At 62.6% G+C, this 14,042-nt stretch carries 14 protein-coding genes and 1 pseudogene; 11 read left to right on the plus strand and 4 right to left on the minus strand.

What is annotated here, in order from left to right:
- The first annotated feature begins 32 nt into the window (after positions 1-32).
- Positions 33-518, plus strand: a complete 486-nt coding sequence (locus tag BH93_RS24090; RefSeq protein ID WP_037172991.1) for a hypothetical protein — start codon at positions 33-35, stop codon at positions 516-518.
- A 22-nt stretch (positions 519-540) separates the two neighbouring features.
- Here BH93_RS24090 and BH93_RS28065 read toward each other — a convergent pair.
- Together BH93_RS28065 and BH93_RS24100 are read right to left on the minus strand one after the other, a co-directional pair.
- Positions 541-2,143 (minus strand): annotated as a pseudogene (locus BH93_RS28065) (ABC-F family ATP-binding cassette domain-containing protein).
- 288 nt (positions 2,144-2,431) lie between these two features.
- Positions 2,432-2,857: a nuclear transport factor 2 family protein gene (locus BH93_RS24100; protein ID WP_052064997.1), complete on the minus strand. Its 426-nt coding sequence runs from the start codon at positions 2,855-2,857 to the stop codon at positions 2,432-2,434.
- 434 nt (positions 2,858-3,291) lie between these two features.
- Here BH93_RS24100 and BH93_RS24105 point away from each other — a divergent pair, with 434 nt between their 5' ends.
- From BH93_RS24105 to BH93_RS24130, 6 genes are all read left to right on the plus strand, one after another.
- Positions 3,292-3,540 (plus strand): hypothetical protein, encoded by a 249-nt coding sequence (locus tag BH93_RS24105; RefSeq protein ID WP_037172993.1) that lies wholly within the window; start codon positions 3,292-3,294, stop codon positions 3,538-3,540.
- A gap of 52 nt (positions 3,541-3,592) precedes the next feature.
- Positions 3,593-4,156: a hypothetical protein gene (locus BH93_RS24110; protein WP_037172995.1), complete on the plus strand. Its 564-nt coding sequence runs from the start codon at positions 3,593-3,595 to the stop codon at positions 4,154-4,156.
- 49 nt (positions 4,157-4,205) lie between these two features.
- The gene (locus BH93_RS24115) at positions 4,206-4,811 is read left to right on the plus strand and encodes a GntR family transcriptional regulator (RefSeq protein ID WP_052064998.1); all 606 of its coding nucleotides are present in this window, start codon (positions 4,206-4,208) and stop codon (positions 4,809-4,811) included.
- A 177-nt stretch (positions 4,812-4,988) separates the two neighbouring features.
- Positions 4,989-6,446, plus strand: a complete 1,458-nt coding sequence (locus tag BH93_RS24120; protein WP_197914482.1) for an MFS transporter — start codon at positions 4,989-4,991, stop codon at positions 6,444-6,446.
- A gap of 36 nt (positions 6,447-6,482) precedes the next feature.
- Positions 6,483-7,403, plus strand: a complete 921-nt coding sequence (locus BH93_RS24125; RefSeq protein WP_037172996.1) for an ABC transporter substrate-binding protein — start codon at positions 6,483-6,485, stop codon at positions 7,401-7,403.
- 2 nt (positions 7,404-7,405) lie between these two features.
- Entirely contained in the window at positions 7,406-8,389 is a 984-nt protein-coding gene (locus tag BH93_RS24130; RefSeq protein ID WP_037172997.1) for an ornithine cyclodeaminase family protein, read from the plus strand.
- Positions 8,390-8,624: 235 nt separating this feature from the next.
- Here BH93_RS24130 and BH93_RS24135 read toward each other — a convergent pair whose 3' ends face one another.
- The gene (locus tag BH93_RS24135) at positions 8,625-9,851 is read right to left on the minus strand and encodes a sensor domain-containing protein (protein WP_165712837.1); all 1,227 of its coding nucleotides are present in this window, start codon (positions 9,849-9,851) and stop codon (positions 8,625-8,627) included.
- A 122-nt stretch (positions 9,852-9,973) separates the two neighbouring features.
- On the opposite strand from BH93_RS24135, the gene BH93_RS24140 reads away from it, so the two are divergent.
- The 4 genes from BH93_RS24140 to BH93_RS24155 all read left to right on the plus strand — a co-directional run bounded on the left by BH93_RS24140 (position 9,974) and on the right by BH93_RS24155 (position 13,079).
- Positions 9,974-11,179: an MFS transporter gene (locus tag BH93_RS24140; protein WP_037172999.1), complete on the plus strand. Its 1,206-nt coding sequence runs from the start codon at positions 9,974-9,976 to the stop codon at positions 11,177-11,179.
- Positions 11,180-11,193: 14 nt separating this feature from the next.
- A complete protein-coding gene (locus BH93_RS24145) occupies positions 11,194-11,550 on the plus strand; it encodes an ArsR/SmtB family transcription factor (RefSeq protein ID WP_032376110.1) in 357 nt (118 codons plus the stop codon).
- 14 nt (positions 11,551-11,564) lie between these two features.
- Complete coding sequence (locus tag BH93_RS24150; protein WP_037173008.1) at positions 11,565-12,113, plus strand: copper resistance CopC family protein; 549 nt, start codon at positions 11,565-11,567, stop codon at positions 12,111-12,113.
- A gap of 222 nt (positions 12,114-12,335) precedes the next feature.
- A complete protein-coding gene (locus BH93_RS24155) occupies positions 12,336-13,079 on the plus strand; it encodes a TetR/AcrR family transcriptional regulator (RefSeq protein WP_080738986.1) in 744 nt (247 codons plus the stop codon).
- Here the strand turns inward: BH93_RS24155 and BH93_RS24160 are convergent.
- Positions 13,052-14,020 (minus strand): AurF N-oxygenase family protein, encoded by a 969-nt coding sequence (locus tag BH93_RS24160; protein ID WP_037173010.1) that lies wholly within the window; start codon positions 14,018-14,020, stop codon positions 13,052-13,054. The two genes, BH93_RS24155 and BH93_RS24160, sit on opposite strands and share 28 nt — an antisense overlap.
- Positions 14,021-14,042: the final 22 nt, after the last annotated feature.

Genomic DNA, 14,042 nt, shown 5'->3' on the forward strand with positions numbered 1-14,042 from the left:
TGGTGGCACGACAATCGGTACATACTGAGCGGATGAGAAGCGTCGGAGTTACTGCTATCGCTCTCGCGATGATGGTCTGTGCCTGCGCGCCTGCCGAAGTCGATGAACCCCGAGTTCCGGTGGCCTCGGTTCGTTCGACCCAGTTCTCCCCTCCCCCTCAGCCGGTCACCGACACTGTTCCCACCGCAGAGCAACTGACCGAACTTCTCGCTGCAAGCCTGAATTACGGTGTACGGGAGGACCATCGGGCTCGTCTGTTCGACGGACCCGTCGAACACAACGTGTCACTCGCACGCGCATGGGGTGCCCAACCCGATCCGCAACACATCGAATTCACGACGGTCGAACCCGCCGGTCCGGACGCCGTCAACGCTAGTGGGCAAGGGCATTTCGGAAATATGGAGCCCTATCCAGTCGGTCCGATTCCCTTCGTCCGTTGGGAAAACGAATGGAAGGTCTCCCGCGCCTTCGCTTGCGGATTCGTGGGCGCTTTCGACGGCCCCGACGCGTGCGCGTGAGTCGGAGTACCCGGCCCCGCATCTATCGTTCACCCTCGAGATCAAGAACATTCCAGTCGCTCAGATCCCGACGCATCTGTCTATCGTGGGTGGAGACAACCACCGCCGCGTCGGTTGCGTGCAATGCCTGGGTCAATTCGTCCACCAAAGCGATGGACAGGTGATTCGTCGGCTCGTCGAGCAACAGGACGTGTGGGCGGCGAGCCAGTGCGAGCGCCAGATCGAGTCGACGCTGTTGACCCATCGAGAGCTCCCCGATTCGCTTGTTCGCCTCCCTCGATCGCAACAGACCGAGCGAAGACAACGAGACCTTCATGCCCGCACAGGACCGGAAGTACTGCCCTGCTGAACATTCTGGAGGTAGTACGGACTCCTGCCGCAGCAGCACTACTCGCGCAGCACGAGAAGCCCGAACCTGCCCAGCCGTCGGATCCAGCTCACCCGCCAGCACGGACAGCAGTGTGGACTTTCCCGACCCGTTGGGGCCGGTCACCACCTGCTTGCCGCCCGCCTTCAGGTTCAACGCCACCGGCCCATTCAGCCGACCATCGACTGCGACATCATCCGCAATCAACAGGGAAGAACCGGATGCTGCAGCGATCTCCGGAAACCTCAACCGCTGAGGGGGGTTCCGGAACGGGCAGCAGCTGAGATTCCAAATCTTGCTGCCGGCGTTGCACGTTCCGAACGAGACCACCTGCGCGCGTGGCACGTTGATGCTTGCTCGTGCCCTTGTCGGGTCTCCAACTGCCGACGAGCCTGTTCTGCGCCTTGCTCAGATCCTCGCGCAGTCTCGCCGTCTCCGCCAACTGCTGTCGATGCTCCTGGTCCCACCTGACCAGCTCGGCAGCGCGCCCGGCGCGATAGCCGTCGTATCCGTCCCCGTAGATGCGTGGCCTGCCGTCCGGCGTCGGGTCGAGGTCCAGAATATGTTGCGCTACATCGGAGATCAGCGCACGGTCGTGGCTGACCACTACGACGCCGCCTGTACGAGCTCGAAGTCGGTCTGTCAGATAGTCGAGGCCCGCTCGGTCGAGGTGATTGGTCGGCTCGTCGAGCAGCAAGAAATCGTGATTTCCTCCGAGTAGACACGCCAGTCTCACACGATAACGTTGTCCGACAGACAGTTCGGTCAGTAGCCGAGATCTTTCGCTCACTGCGCCGAGGCCATCGAGAGCGATATGCACCCGCCGCTCGGCGTCCCACGCATCGAGAGACTCGACTCGCTCCAATGCTGTGGAGTACCTCTGCTCGGCTCTTCCGACGCCAAGAGCGAGTTCCTCCGCGGCGACATCGAGATTTGTCAAAGCCACAATCGAATCGGCGACGGATTCTCGAAGCACCTCACCCACTGTTCGTTCATCGGTGGTCACCATTTCTTGCTCGGCCACTCCGACAGTTCCGACGCATGACACGCAGCCGGAATCCGGCGTCAGCCTTCCGGCCAGGACGTTCAGGAGGGTTGACTTGCCGCACCCGTTCTCGCCCACGATCGCCCACCGCGATGCGGCAGTCACCGCGATGTCGACACCGCTCAATACAGTCGATCCTCCGAAGGCGACAGTGATGTTCGAGGCAATGAGTTGAGCGTCGGAGCGCGCAGAGACAGCTGTTGAATGTGACATTGGATCTCCAAAGAGCAAGCGCACCACAATAAGTGCGCCTGAGTTGACGGGACTGGACCACGACGGTCCCAGAACGACGGCACCAACAGACGCCGGTATTCCCGGCGCTCGGTGATGCTTACGTAGTCCGTCACTCGAAGATCAAATGCATGCCCCGACGGTAGCAAGCAGCGTCGCTGGCCTGCCACCCGTTTTCGGAAGCGAGTCGATGAAGCTATCGAATCGAGTAGAGAATTCAGGCTTGCGAGCTGAAAGTCCGGTTGCCTTTCGACACCCGGAGGTCACGCCTCAGTGCGATGGCCTCATGTCGCCGAAGTGACCTGTTCGCCAGACGACACGGAGGTGCAGTGTCGAAATCCGCCAACCATTGGAAGTCCGGTCGAGGGCCGCGGTCACCACACCTCCCGCAGTGAATGCGCAATCGTCGAGGTTGCCCTTCGGTCGATCCTTCCAGATATGTAAGGCCACCAAGTTCGCTCGAAACTGGGCACGATCTTCCTCGATCGTGATGGTGTGACCGGTGACGAGGTGCTGGGTGGCCTCGAACCGTGAGAAGTTGTGTGTGTGCGTCCGCCCGATCTCTTCGGGACCGATGGTGGTGGTGTCGTCCGGCCGAACGATCCGGCCATCGTCACCGAAAATACGACGGAGATGCTCGGCGTCGAGCTCACGATCGTCGAGGCTACGAAAGTACTCGTTGACAATAGCCAGCACCGCCTGACTATCCGACCACCGATTCGGTTCACCCTCCATTCCAAAAGTGTGCCTCCCGGAGATCACGCTCGCAACGGGTAGCACCAATCGAGTTGGGTGCATCTGAACGCACTCAACGCGGTCGGTACACCCGATTTCATTCGGGGACTTCAGGATTCGAGCGATAGGTCCCGTCGAGTCGACTTCTGATGCGGCGGATGGCCCTCCAGCCCGCGGGTGTCGCGACCGTACTCACGATCGCTCCGAAAGCGATGCCCTGTGACAGTGCCGACCATTCACCAGGACTGTCTCCGAACATCGGCCACTTGTACACAACGCCCAGTACCACCAGGAAGATCACCGCGCGCATTGCGTCCCTGTCTCTCACTCGAATCGGACAAAGTCGACCGCTCGGTATATTGTTACGGTACCGACTGCACCACAGAAGGATCGACGTGTCGAACCAGCGAACGTTTCGCGAGTACGTGATGACCGGCCCGATGAGCAAGAAGGGCGGGGCCACTCGCAGCGACTACATCAACGCTCTCGCATTGGTTCCCGCAGTGGCGGTCGGATTTCTCCTGGCTCGACTGGTAGCGAGTTTCGGATCGATTCCCCTCGACATCGCGGTCGGATGCCTGGGCGGCGCGATCACCGGAGTTCTGTACCTCTATCTTGCGTACAAGCACGACCAACGGACCTAGGTCGACCGTTCTGCACGATTCATCCGGGCCGACGAGATTCGAGGGAGCCGAGATGCCATACGAATACTCGACAACGGACGAAGCCCTCCGCAGCGAGCGACCGACCGTGCTGGCCGAGTCACCCGACCTGAACAGAACAGAGAAGGCGGTGGCGTGGCTGTCCAACATTCGCGTCTACTCGTTCGGCCTCATGTTTTCCGTATCCGTTCTCACCCCCGAACTGGACGTGGATCTGGTTCTGGGCGAGCCTGACTTTGCGCACCATCCGGGCACACGGACGTCGGTGTTGTTCGGGGTCGAGTTCGCAGACGGTCGAACCGTGGCATTAGATCGTCCGGCACCCGACAGGGTTCTGATGGAGGTCCGAGATTCATATTCAGGGGCGGGTTCGTTGCAGGCCAGCGTGCTCCTCGTTCCGATCCCTCCGCCGGGTCCTCTGCGATTCGTTACCGCTATCCCCGGGCTCGATGTATCGGAAGCAGTCGTCACCCTCGACGGCGATCACATCGTTGCAGTGTCCGAGAAGGTCGAGCGGTTGTGGACAGGTAGGCGAAATCCCAACGGGTTGGGTGGAGCAGGACTACGCGGCGGAGGATGGTTCAACCGTCTGGACTGACTGCGGCGACCGGATCGGTGTCGCCGTCGATCCGATCTAGACTCGCCTCGTGAATCCAGACGGCGAATCTTCGGGCGGCATCATTGCTCAGACGTTGCGTGAGGAGATTCTGTCCGGCCGTCGCGTCGGCGGTGAGCGGTTGGTCGAGGAGTCGATAGCCAAGGCTTTCGGCGTCTCTCGGGTACCGGTGCGGGAAGCGCTCGCCCAGCTCCAGGCCGAAGGTTTCGTCACCATCGTTCGCTATCGAGGTGCGACGGTCTCGACAACGCTGCACAAGGAGAACAAGGAACTCCTCGAAGTTCGACACGGGCTGGAGGTGTTGGCCGCTCAGCTCGCCGCCAAGAACAGGGGCGGCTCGGTGGCGGATGAACTCACCGCAGTAGTCGAGCAGGCCCGGGCACAGTCCCCCACCGCGGACACGACCCGACCGTTTCACGACCTGGTCGCGATCGCGGCAGGCAACGATCAACTGCGCGAGATGCTGGCCGGGGTCAATCGCCGGGTGGCCTGGGGTCTCGGCCACGATCCGGGCGCGTCCGTCCACGATCACGCGGCCCTGGCTGCGGCAATCCTCAACGGTTCACCCGTACAAGCCGGTTTTTTGATGGACGAACATCTCCGACGTGACGAGACCAACGCCCCAGGCGAGGCCTGAAGCGCAAAGTCGTATACGATTCGATGGATATATCCAGTCCTTAACATGTTCGTAGCGGGAGATAACTGAAATGACACACTTTTTGTATACAAATTAGGCAGTCGTTTCGGAGAGTTACGAGAGGCGACTCACCGGAAACATCCGTTGCCGGTGCCTGCCAGCCCGCTGGAGCACACCATGTCTGCCTCTACCTCGGAATCCGTCCCACCTACCCCCATCCCCCCGAACGAACCCACACCGCCACCCGCATCAGGACTGACCAATGCGCTCGATCGCATCGGCTTCACCCGAGTGCAAGGTGCAGTGATCCTGCTGCTGATGGCCGGTCTGTTCTTCGACAGCCTGGAGCAGAACTCGACCGGCGCGATGGGACCGCTCATCAAGGAATCTCTCGGAATCGGTAACGCCCAATTGACACTCATCAACACAGCCACCGTGATCGGCGGTCTCGTGGGACGCCTCGTCGGCGGATACATCGCAGACCGCTGGGGTCGCCGAACTGCGTTGAGCCTCAACCTTCTCGTCTACACGCTCGGTGGCCTGATCAGCGCCGCGGCCGTGAGCTACGAAATGTTGCTCGCCAGCCGCTTCATCGTCGGCATCGGCCTCGGCGGCGAATTCACTGTCGGCTTGGCCATTCTCGCCGAACTCGTTGCAACCCGACACCGCGGCTCATTGCTGGCGACGCTCAACATCTCGTCCGGCGGCATCGGCAATATCGCCTCCTTCGGCTTCTTCATGCTGGTACTCGGCCCGCTCGGTGGCATGCTCGGAGGCGACGACACCTCGTGGCGCTGGACCTACGTCATCCTCGCGTTGCCGGCAGTACTGGTGGTCTTCTTCCGTCGCTATCTGCCCGAGTCTCCTCGGTTCCTGATGTCCAAGGGCAGGGTCGACGAGGCCAATCGCAGCCTGACTCGGCTGGCCAGCGGCTCCATCTCCGGTCTCCGAAACCCCGGACCGACAAAGCAATTCGTCACTGCCGAGGACATTCTGCCCAGCACCGAGAAGACGTCGTACGCCGAGGTCTTCAAGGGACAGAACTTGCGCCGCACAGCCGCCGTCGGAGCCGCGTCGTGGATGTCCTTCGGTGCTCAGGTCACGCTGCTGTTCCTGATGCCGATCCTGTTGGTCTCCCGCGGTTATTCCCTCACCGACTCACTGTTGTTCACGATGATCATGAACATCGGCAGCCTGTTCGGTGCCTGTGCCGCATGCTATCTGGCCGGACGCGTCCGTCGACGCCCCACCGTCATGACCGCTGCGACTCTCGGTTGCATCTCCGCCATCGCCTTCGCAACCCTGGCGAACAGCGTTGCCACCATCTTGATCCTCGGCGCAATCTTCCAGTTCTTCACGATGATGCTCAACACGATGCTCTCGGTATGGACACCCGAACTGTTCCCCACGTCCATCCGCGGCATGGGCACCTCGGTGGTCAACGGAATCGGCAATGTCGCCGGAGCCGTCATGCCGTTCGCCGCACTGTTCTTCTTCGATATCGCCGGTGTTGCTGGGGTCTTCATGATGATCGCCGGCATGTACGTCCTCCTCGTCGTCGCCGCGAAGTTCGGCCCGGAGACCTTCGGCCGATCGTTGGAGGCGGTGAACGAAAAGGATTTCGTAGCAGCGTAATTCAGAGCCGTATCACGAAAGAAAGAAGAGAACACCATGACCGACTTCCTGTCCATCTCCGCTACCGCGCACGGACTGAACTACCTTCCCGAGTACTACGCCGATCACGCAGGACTTTTCGCAGACAACGGCCTGTCCGTCCATGCGAAGGCATGCGATCCGTGGACCGGCGTGCTCGACGACCTCGCCAGCGGCGAAGCCGACATCGCTCTCGGCGGTCTGTGGGTCCCCGGAATGTACTGGGGCACATCACGACAGCTCACCGTCTTTGCGCAGCTCAATCACCAGTTCCCCAAAGCCCTCGTCATGCGGGAACCGACACCGGATGGATTCGACTGGTCGATGCTGACCGGAAAGACCGTGCTGGCTCCGGGAATCGGCGGTAGTGCACCGTACGCAATCACCGCAGGCATGATGCGCGAGAGTGGAGTCGACTCGTCTCGCACCACCTTCTTGCGAGATTTGTCGACGCCGATGTTCGTCGAACTGTTCGAGGACGGCCTGGGCGATGCGATCATTCTCGACATCACGACCGCCCAGATCATGTCCGATCGCGGCACCGGGCACATCGTCGTCGAATACGCCGAGGTCGGTGGACTCGGACCGAACAGCGTGTACTACTGCCGCACAGACCGTTTCGAGGAACTCGAAGAGCGTCTGGTGAAGTTCGCGACGGGTCTCGACGCCGCTATGGCGACAGTCAAGGCCACCCCGGTGACCGAGCTGGAACCGCTGCTTGCCGAGCACTGGCCGAACATCGCAATGCCAACGCTCTCTGCGGCATGCACCAGAATTCAGCAGTCGCAAACCTGGGACACCGTCCGTATCGACGGCGATGCCAGTGACCGCTGGATGCGAATACTGCAGGAAGAAGGCATGGTTCGCTCGGCACCGGCGTTCGCAGACCTGGTCACTTCTCGCGTCGTCGACGCAGCCGAGCTCACGTCTGTCGGCTGACCATGACACTGGTACTGCGCCATTCGGAGATCTCGTCGCTGCTCGACCGCACGGCAGTGTTCGGTGCGGTGGAGCGCGCCTTGGCCGAGCTGTCCACGGGTAGCGCTCAGAATCCGGCTCCGCCGTCGATGGACGGGACCGAGGACGGTCGGATCATCCCTATGGTGGCGCAGTCCGGCACCGCTGAGCTTGCAGTGGTGAAGGTGTTGTCGGACCTGCCGGGGAACCGCGCACGCGGCCTTCCCCGGCAGCGCTCGACCATGTTGGTGACGTCGACTCGCACCGGCGAGTGCGTCGCAGTACTCGACGGCCGGGCGATCACGGCGATTCGTACGGCTGCCGCCAGTGCCGTGGCCACCGCGCACCTCGCACGTGCCGACAGTTCCGTCGTGGGCGTCGTCGGCGCCGGTAACTTGGCCGTCGAACACGTTCGTGCGCTACACGGCGTACGCGATCTCGAGAGCGTCGTCGTCTGGTCTCGATCCGCGGATACCGTGGAACGGTTTCGTGACAGCATCGCGGACCTGGATCTGAAGATCGAACATGCCGTGTCGGTCGAAGATGTTGTGCGGCAATCCCATATCGTCTGCACGCTCACCCCGTCGATCACTCCGATCCTGCTCGGCGCGTGGTTGAATGCGGGCACTCACCTCAATGTCGTCGGAGCCGCGCCGCGTCCGGGCGAACGCGAGGTCGACGGCGACGCCATGGCGCGGTCGAGGGTGGTGGTCGACAGCACTGCGACAGCGCTGTCCAAGTCCGGTGATGCGCTGCTGGCGATCGCCGAGGGTGCCGTCGACGAGAGGCACTTCGATACCGAACTCGGCGACGTCATCACCGGCCGGAAGACCGGACGATCGACCGACGCGGAGATCACGCTGTTCGACTCCACCGGGATCGGACTCGAGGATCTTGCGGTCGCAGAATTGGTGATCCAGCGCGCCCGTGCCGCCGGAGTGGGAACCGAGATCGATCTGACGTCGTGACCGCCTCCGCAAACGCGCGCGCGTTTGCTGAACGCGCGCAAGATCGCGTCCGATTCGGGCCTATTCCCCTCGCGTCTGACAAACGCGCGCGCGTTTGCGAAAGACCCCACCCCGCACCCGCACCCCGCCGCACCACGCACCCCGCACCCCGCACCCCACCGGCCACGCACCCCGCCTGCGGATGAATGCGACTCTGTTGCACTCTGACCGACTGGCACCCACATTGATCCGGATCTCAGGCGCGCTTGGACAAGTACATTCGTTCGTCTGCGATTCGCAGCAGTTGGTCCGGGTCGGTGGTCGGTTCCCAACTCCATCCGACGCTCACCGATACCGGGATGTCTGCGCCGTCGATGTCGTAGGTACCGGCGAGGAGGCCGCGGACTCGGTCGGCGAGGCGTTCGACTCCTTCGGCCGATCGGGCAGTGTGCAGCAGGGCGACGAATTCGTCTCCACCGATGCGGCAGGCCACATCGTCCGCGCGCACGTTGTCGAGGATGCGACGTCCGATGGCGGCGAGCACGCGATCGCCCACTGCGTGCCCGAATCTGTCGTTGATGGATTTGAACGCGTCGACGTCCACGAAGAGCATTCCGACCGGCCGATCGATGGACTTGTCTCTGAGACTGTTCAGCTCGGTCATCAGTCGTCGACGATTTCCCAGCGAGGTGAGGTCGTCGATCAGCGCCTGTCGTTCGAGTCTTGCTTCGGCGGCCTTGCGTGCGGTGATGTCCTGGATCTGCGCGATGATCACGTCGCCGGATTCGTCGTCGCGCACCACGGTCGCGTTGCGCTGCACCCAGATGGTGGCACCGTCCTTGCGGATGTACCGCTTCTCCGACGCCACGTTCGTCAGAGTCCCGTCGGCCAGTCCCTTCAGATGTTCGTCGGCGAGGGGGATGTCGTCGGGATGGGTGATGTCACGAAAAGTTTTGTGCTGCAGTTCTTCTGCGGTGTAGCCGAGTAGTTCGCACAGAGCTTTGTTCACCTGGAGCCATCGTCCGTCGCGGGTCATCACAGCTTTGCCGATCGGGGCGTTCTCCATCGTGATTCGAAACAGTCGTATCGCGCGATCGCGCTCCCGTTCGATCTCGGCGCGGGCGCTGACGTCGACGACCAACGCGGTGAATCCGACGACGGTGCCGTCGACGATGTCGGGGACGTAGGTGGCCTGCGTGACGCGCACAGCGCCGTTGACGTCGATGAGCGTCCGGTCGAACTGCTGCTGTTCACCGCCGAGCGCAGCGGTGATGTACGGCAAGTTCAGTTGATACAGCGCCTCCCCGAGCAGTTCACTGATGTGCTTACCGACCAGAACCGACGGCTCGATGCCGAAGTAGTCCGCATACACCTTGTTGGCAAAGACGTTGTGAAGGCCGGAGTCCCAATAGCCGATCATCGACGGCAACTGATCGACGGCGCGGCGCATCACCTCGTTCGATGAATTACGCATGACGGTCATGACCCACCTCATTTGCGACGCCGACCTCGCAACGGTACCGAAAGTATTCGCACTTGGCCTGTAAGAAGCACGCATCAACTCACATGCGTGCGCAAGTGCGCACATATGTGTACGTTGGACCCATGCTTCTCGCCAACCTCGCATTCCGACGCCTCTTCACGGCGCAGGTCGTCGCGCTGATCGGCACTGGGCTGCTGACGGTGGCCCTGGGCCTACTCGCCTACGACATCGCCGGCAGCTCCGCCGGAGCGGTCCTCGGCACCGCACTGGCGATCAAGATGATCGCGTATGTCTTTGTCGCACCTATTGTTTCGTCGTTGACGAACGCGCTCCCCCGCAAGCTCGTACTCGTCACCGCGGATGCCGTGCGGGCACTCACCGCGGTGGCATTGCCCTTCATCGATCAGGTGTGGCAGATCTACGTCCTGATCTTCGTTCTGCAGGCGGCGTCGGCGACCTTCACGCCCACCTTCCAAGCGGTCATCCCTGCGGTCGTTCCGGACACACACCAGTACACCCGCGCATTGACGCTGTCCCGTCTCGCTTACGACCTCGAATCCCTGGTGAGCCCGTTGATCGCGGCCGCACTGTTGACGGTGATCAGCTTTCACACCCTGTTCGCCGGGACGGCACTGGGCTTTGTCGTCTCCGCGGTGATGGTGATCGGGACTCGTCTGCCGAAGTACGTTGCGGCCGAACGCAGCAGGCCGACCGACGGAATCAGGACGTTCACGAAAAGCCATGAGCTGCAGGGCTTGATGGCATTGAACACGGTGGTTGCCGCAGCCACGGCGCTGGTGACCGTCAACTCCGTGGTCTACGTTCGCGATCTGTTCGGAGGTGGAAGCAGCTCACTGGCCATCGCGCTCGGTTTCTACGGTGCCGGCTCGATGGTCGCAGCACTGTGCATCCCGCGAGCCCTCGGATCTACTAGCGACCACCGCCTCATGCTGACCGGTGCCGCAGTAGCCGTCGCGGGAACCGCCGCGGCAACGGCAGTCTCGACCCTGAGCGGAGGGCCGGCGGCCTGGATTGCTCTCGCCACCACATGGTCGATATTGGGCATCGGAACCTCGATGATCAACACGCCGTCGGCGAGAATTCTGCGTCGTGAATCCGACGAGAGAACTCGAACGTCGATCTTCACCGCGCAGTTCTCGCTGTCTCATGCGGCGTTTCTGATCACGTATCCGGTCGCAGGCTGGGTGGGGGCACAATTCGGACAGTTCACCGCGGCGGCAGTGCTCACCGGCTTGGCTACACTTGCGGGACTGTCCGCAGCACGCCTGTGGAGTCGCTCCCGTGATCCGGTCGTCGTCTCCGCGTAGGGAGAAGACGTTCGATGCCACCGAAGAAGGAACCGCGCATCAGTCTCGACCATGCCGTCCAACCCGACTCCGCCCGCCTGGCGACTGCCAGTGACACCTTTCGAATGCTGTCCGATCCCACTCGACTCCACATCCTCTGGCTGCTCGATCGCGGTCCCGCGGACGTCAGCGCACTCACCACAGCCACCGGAACCTCGCGTACCGCCGTCAGCCAGCATCTGGCCAAACTCCGATTCACCGGACTCGTCGAGACCCGACGCGAGGGCCGCAACGTCATCTACCGCTTGGCCGACGGCCACCTCGCCCGTCTCGTGCGGGAGGGCCTCAATTTCGCCGACCACAAGGTAACCGGCGAACCTCCACACGAATAGCAAGGAAGCACTCGATGAAACGCCTGGCCGTTATTGCAGCCACTGTTCTCGCCGCGACGGCGCTGTCGATCGCTCCCGCGTCCGCGCACGCAGCTCTCCAGTCGAGCAATCCTGCCGAGAACGCCGCGCTCGACGCCGCGCCGGACGAGGTGACCTTGACGTTCAATCAGGCGGTGCAGTCGAACTTCGCCACCGTCACCGTCATCGCGCCCGACGGGATCGATTGGGCAGCATCGGATCCCGCTGTCGACGGCAGCACGGTGACGGTCGATCTCGACGGCCTCGGCTCGGCAGGCGAGTACACCATCGGCTATCGAGTGGTCTCGGCCGACGGGCATCCGATCACCGGCAGTGTCCCGTTCCAGCTCACCCAGGCATCCCCGGCGGCGACAACACCGCCGACCACGAACCTCGACTTCACCAACGAGGCCGCACAGGCCGCACCTCAGGACACCGAGGTGGTCGAGGACAACAGCGGCTTCCCGATCTGGATCGTTGCGGTCGTCGTCGTCGCGGTCGGTGCATCGGGTGTCCTGTTCGCACTACGTAAGCGCACCCCGTGACGATCCACGAAAACCTTTGGTGTCAGGGTCGACCGGCCTGGCTGGAAACACCGAGATAGCCGTCGAGCTCGGCGCGCAATTCGTCCGCGGTGCTCGTGGCGCTTCCGATGGCAACCGGTGCGCGTCCGGGGACTTCGAGCACGACGGTCGGTCATGGTGCCAGCGTAGGAGCGGTGCCGAGGCATTGCACTCCCGGCCAGTGCGGACGTGAGAACATGCAGCATGAGCGACGGTGGGTCACGCCCCAAGTCCGATGGCCGTAAGCGGCGTTGGGAACAGCACAACACCGATCGTCGACGCCATATCATCGCGGCCGCCATGACGGTGCTGGCCCGCGATATCGCACCCGGTGAACGGCTCACCACCGCTCAGATTTCCGCGGAGGCCGGGGTCCATCGCACCGGGCTCTACCGTCATTTTCGAGATCGCACCGACCTGGACACCGCCATTCAGCGGGCCATCTGCGACCAGTTGACGGCCGCCCTGGTTACCTCGTTCGAGTTGACCGGCACCCCACGCGATGTGGTTCATCGCACGGTGAGCACCTACGTGCGATGGGTTGCCGAACATCCCGCGTGGACGCGTTTCGTCGAACAGGATGTCAGCGCCGACTCGCCCACTCCCCTCGAAGAAACCAATGCGATGCTGGCCGAGCAGCTGGAAGCGAGCGTTGCCGCGTTCCTCGCGATCGTGCACGCGGACCTGACCGCCGACGACTGGTCGCTGGTACGGCCGTGGGTGGCAGGACTGGTCTCCGGGTGCATGGGCGCGGTACGCAGTTGGAGCGGGCAGACCGAATCACGCACCGGCCTGGACCATTTCGCCACGTTCCTGGCCGACACCATCTGGCTCCAGGTCAAGGGACTCGGTGCCTCCCGCGGCATCGCCATTCCCCAGGTCCCTCTCGAAACCGTCCCTCTCGACACCGCCCGAGAAGCTCAGCCGAACGACGGCTCACTGCGGTAGCGCGACGGCCGTCCGTCGATACCGAGGGCACGCCACACGCGTCGGGACACTCGGTTCATCAGTCCCAATTCGCCGGCAAGCATCCGTACGTCACCGAAGGTGTCGCGCAATATCTTTCGTGATGAGTCACTGTTCCACCACACGGCGTCCACTACCTCGTCGGGGATGTCGAGGTCGCGTCGCATCTGCTTGCTCGGTTTCATGATGACGTCGCACAGCAGTCGCATGATGACCGGCGTCAGGATCGAGATCGATGCCTTCTCGAAGGGGCCGAGGCGGGGAGCCTTGTACTGCAGGAACTGATGCGCGAAGCCGATGTGGCGGGCTTCCTCGGCGATGTGAATCTGCATCACGCGCTGGACCAGTGGGTGTCCGACGCTCCCGGCACGCAGAACGCCCTTCTGCATGTGGTCGATCGGCTCTTCTCCCGCGAGGACGCCGACGAAGAATCCGAACGGCGCAGATCGGCTGGCGAACAGTGCGAGCACCGGCACGATCTTGCGGAACCATGCGGGCCCGCCTGGCACGTCGATGCCGATGCGGTTCACCAGTTCCTGGAACATCTGGGTGTGGTGGCACTCTTCGGTGGCCTCGTGCGTCGAGTACCGGAATTCGGGTGAGTCGTTGGGCAACGTCAGGGCGTAGTGCATGAGGCCGCTGATGAGGATCTGCTCGAACTGCAATCCCACCTTGACCATGCTGGCCTGGCGATACATGCCGATGTGGATCTGCCGGTCCAGGGGAAGTGACTTGTACCAGTCGGTGTGACCGAGCGGGTCCGCGTCGGGCAGCACCCAGCGCGGATCGTTGGGAACGATCGCGTACTCGGGCTCGTCCCACGGAATGTCGAGGAAGGCGTCGAAGTGCTGATGCACCGATGCCGTCGACAGCGCATGCAAGGTGTCTCGGTAGACCGTCCGAGAGTCGTCGACTGCAGTCATGGTGTTCCTTCCGCCTGCGTCC

The organism is Rhodococcoides fascians A25f (genome assembly GCF_000760935.2).
Classification (GTDB): domain Bacteria; phylum Actinomycetota; class Actinomycetes; order Mycobacteriales; family Mycobacteriaceae; genus Rhodococcoides.

Coding starts and splice junctions, on each gene's coding strand:
- BH93_RS24155 (WP_080738986.1), top strand. CDS start 12,336: ATGAGCGACGGTGGGTCACGCCCCAAGTCCGATGGCCGTAAGCGGCGT.
- BH93_RS24145 (WP_032376110.1), top strand. CDS start 11,194: ATGCCACCGAAGAAGGAACCGCGCATCAGTCTCGACCATGCCGTCCAA.
- BH93_RS24150 (WP_037173008.1), top strand. CDS start 11,565: ATGAAACGCCTGGCCGTTATTGCAGCCACTGTTCTCGCCGCGACGGCG.
- BH93_RS24140 (WP_037172999.1), top strand. CDS start 9,974: ATGCTTCTCGCCAACCTCGCATTCCGACGCCTCTTCACGGCGCAGGTC.
- BH93_RS24120 (WP_197914482.1), top strand. CDS start 4,989: ATGTCTGCCTCTACCTCGGAATCCGTCCCACCTACCCCCATCCCCCCG.
- BH93_RS24110 (WP_037172995.1), top strand. CDS start 3,593: ATGCCATACGAATACTCGACAACGGACGAAGCCCTCCGCAGCGAGCGA.
- BH93_RS24160 (WP_037173010.1), bottom strand. CDS start 14,020: ATGACTGCAGTCGACGACTCTCGGACGGTCTACCGAGACACCTTGCAT.
- BH93_RS24090 (WP_037172991.1), top strand. CDS start 33: ATGAGAAGCGTCGGAGTTACTGCTATCGCTCTCGCGATGATGGTCTGT.
- BH93_RS24135 (WP_165712837.1), bottom strand. CDS start 9,851: ATGACCGTCATGCGTAATTCATCGAACGAGGTGATGCGCCGCGCCGTC.
- BH93_RS24125 (WP_037172996.1), top strand. CDS start 6,483: ATGACCGACTTCCTGTCCATCTCCGCTACCGCGCACGGACTGAACTAC.
- BH93_RS24130 (WP_037172997.1), top strand. CDS start 7,406: ATGACACTGGTACTGCGCCATTCGGAGATCTCGTCGCTGCTCGACCGC.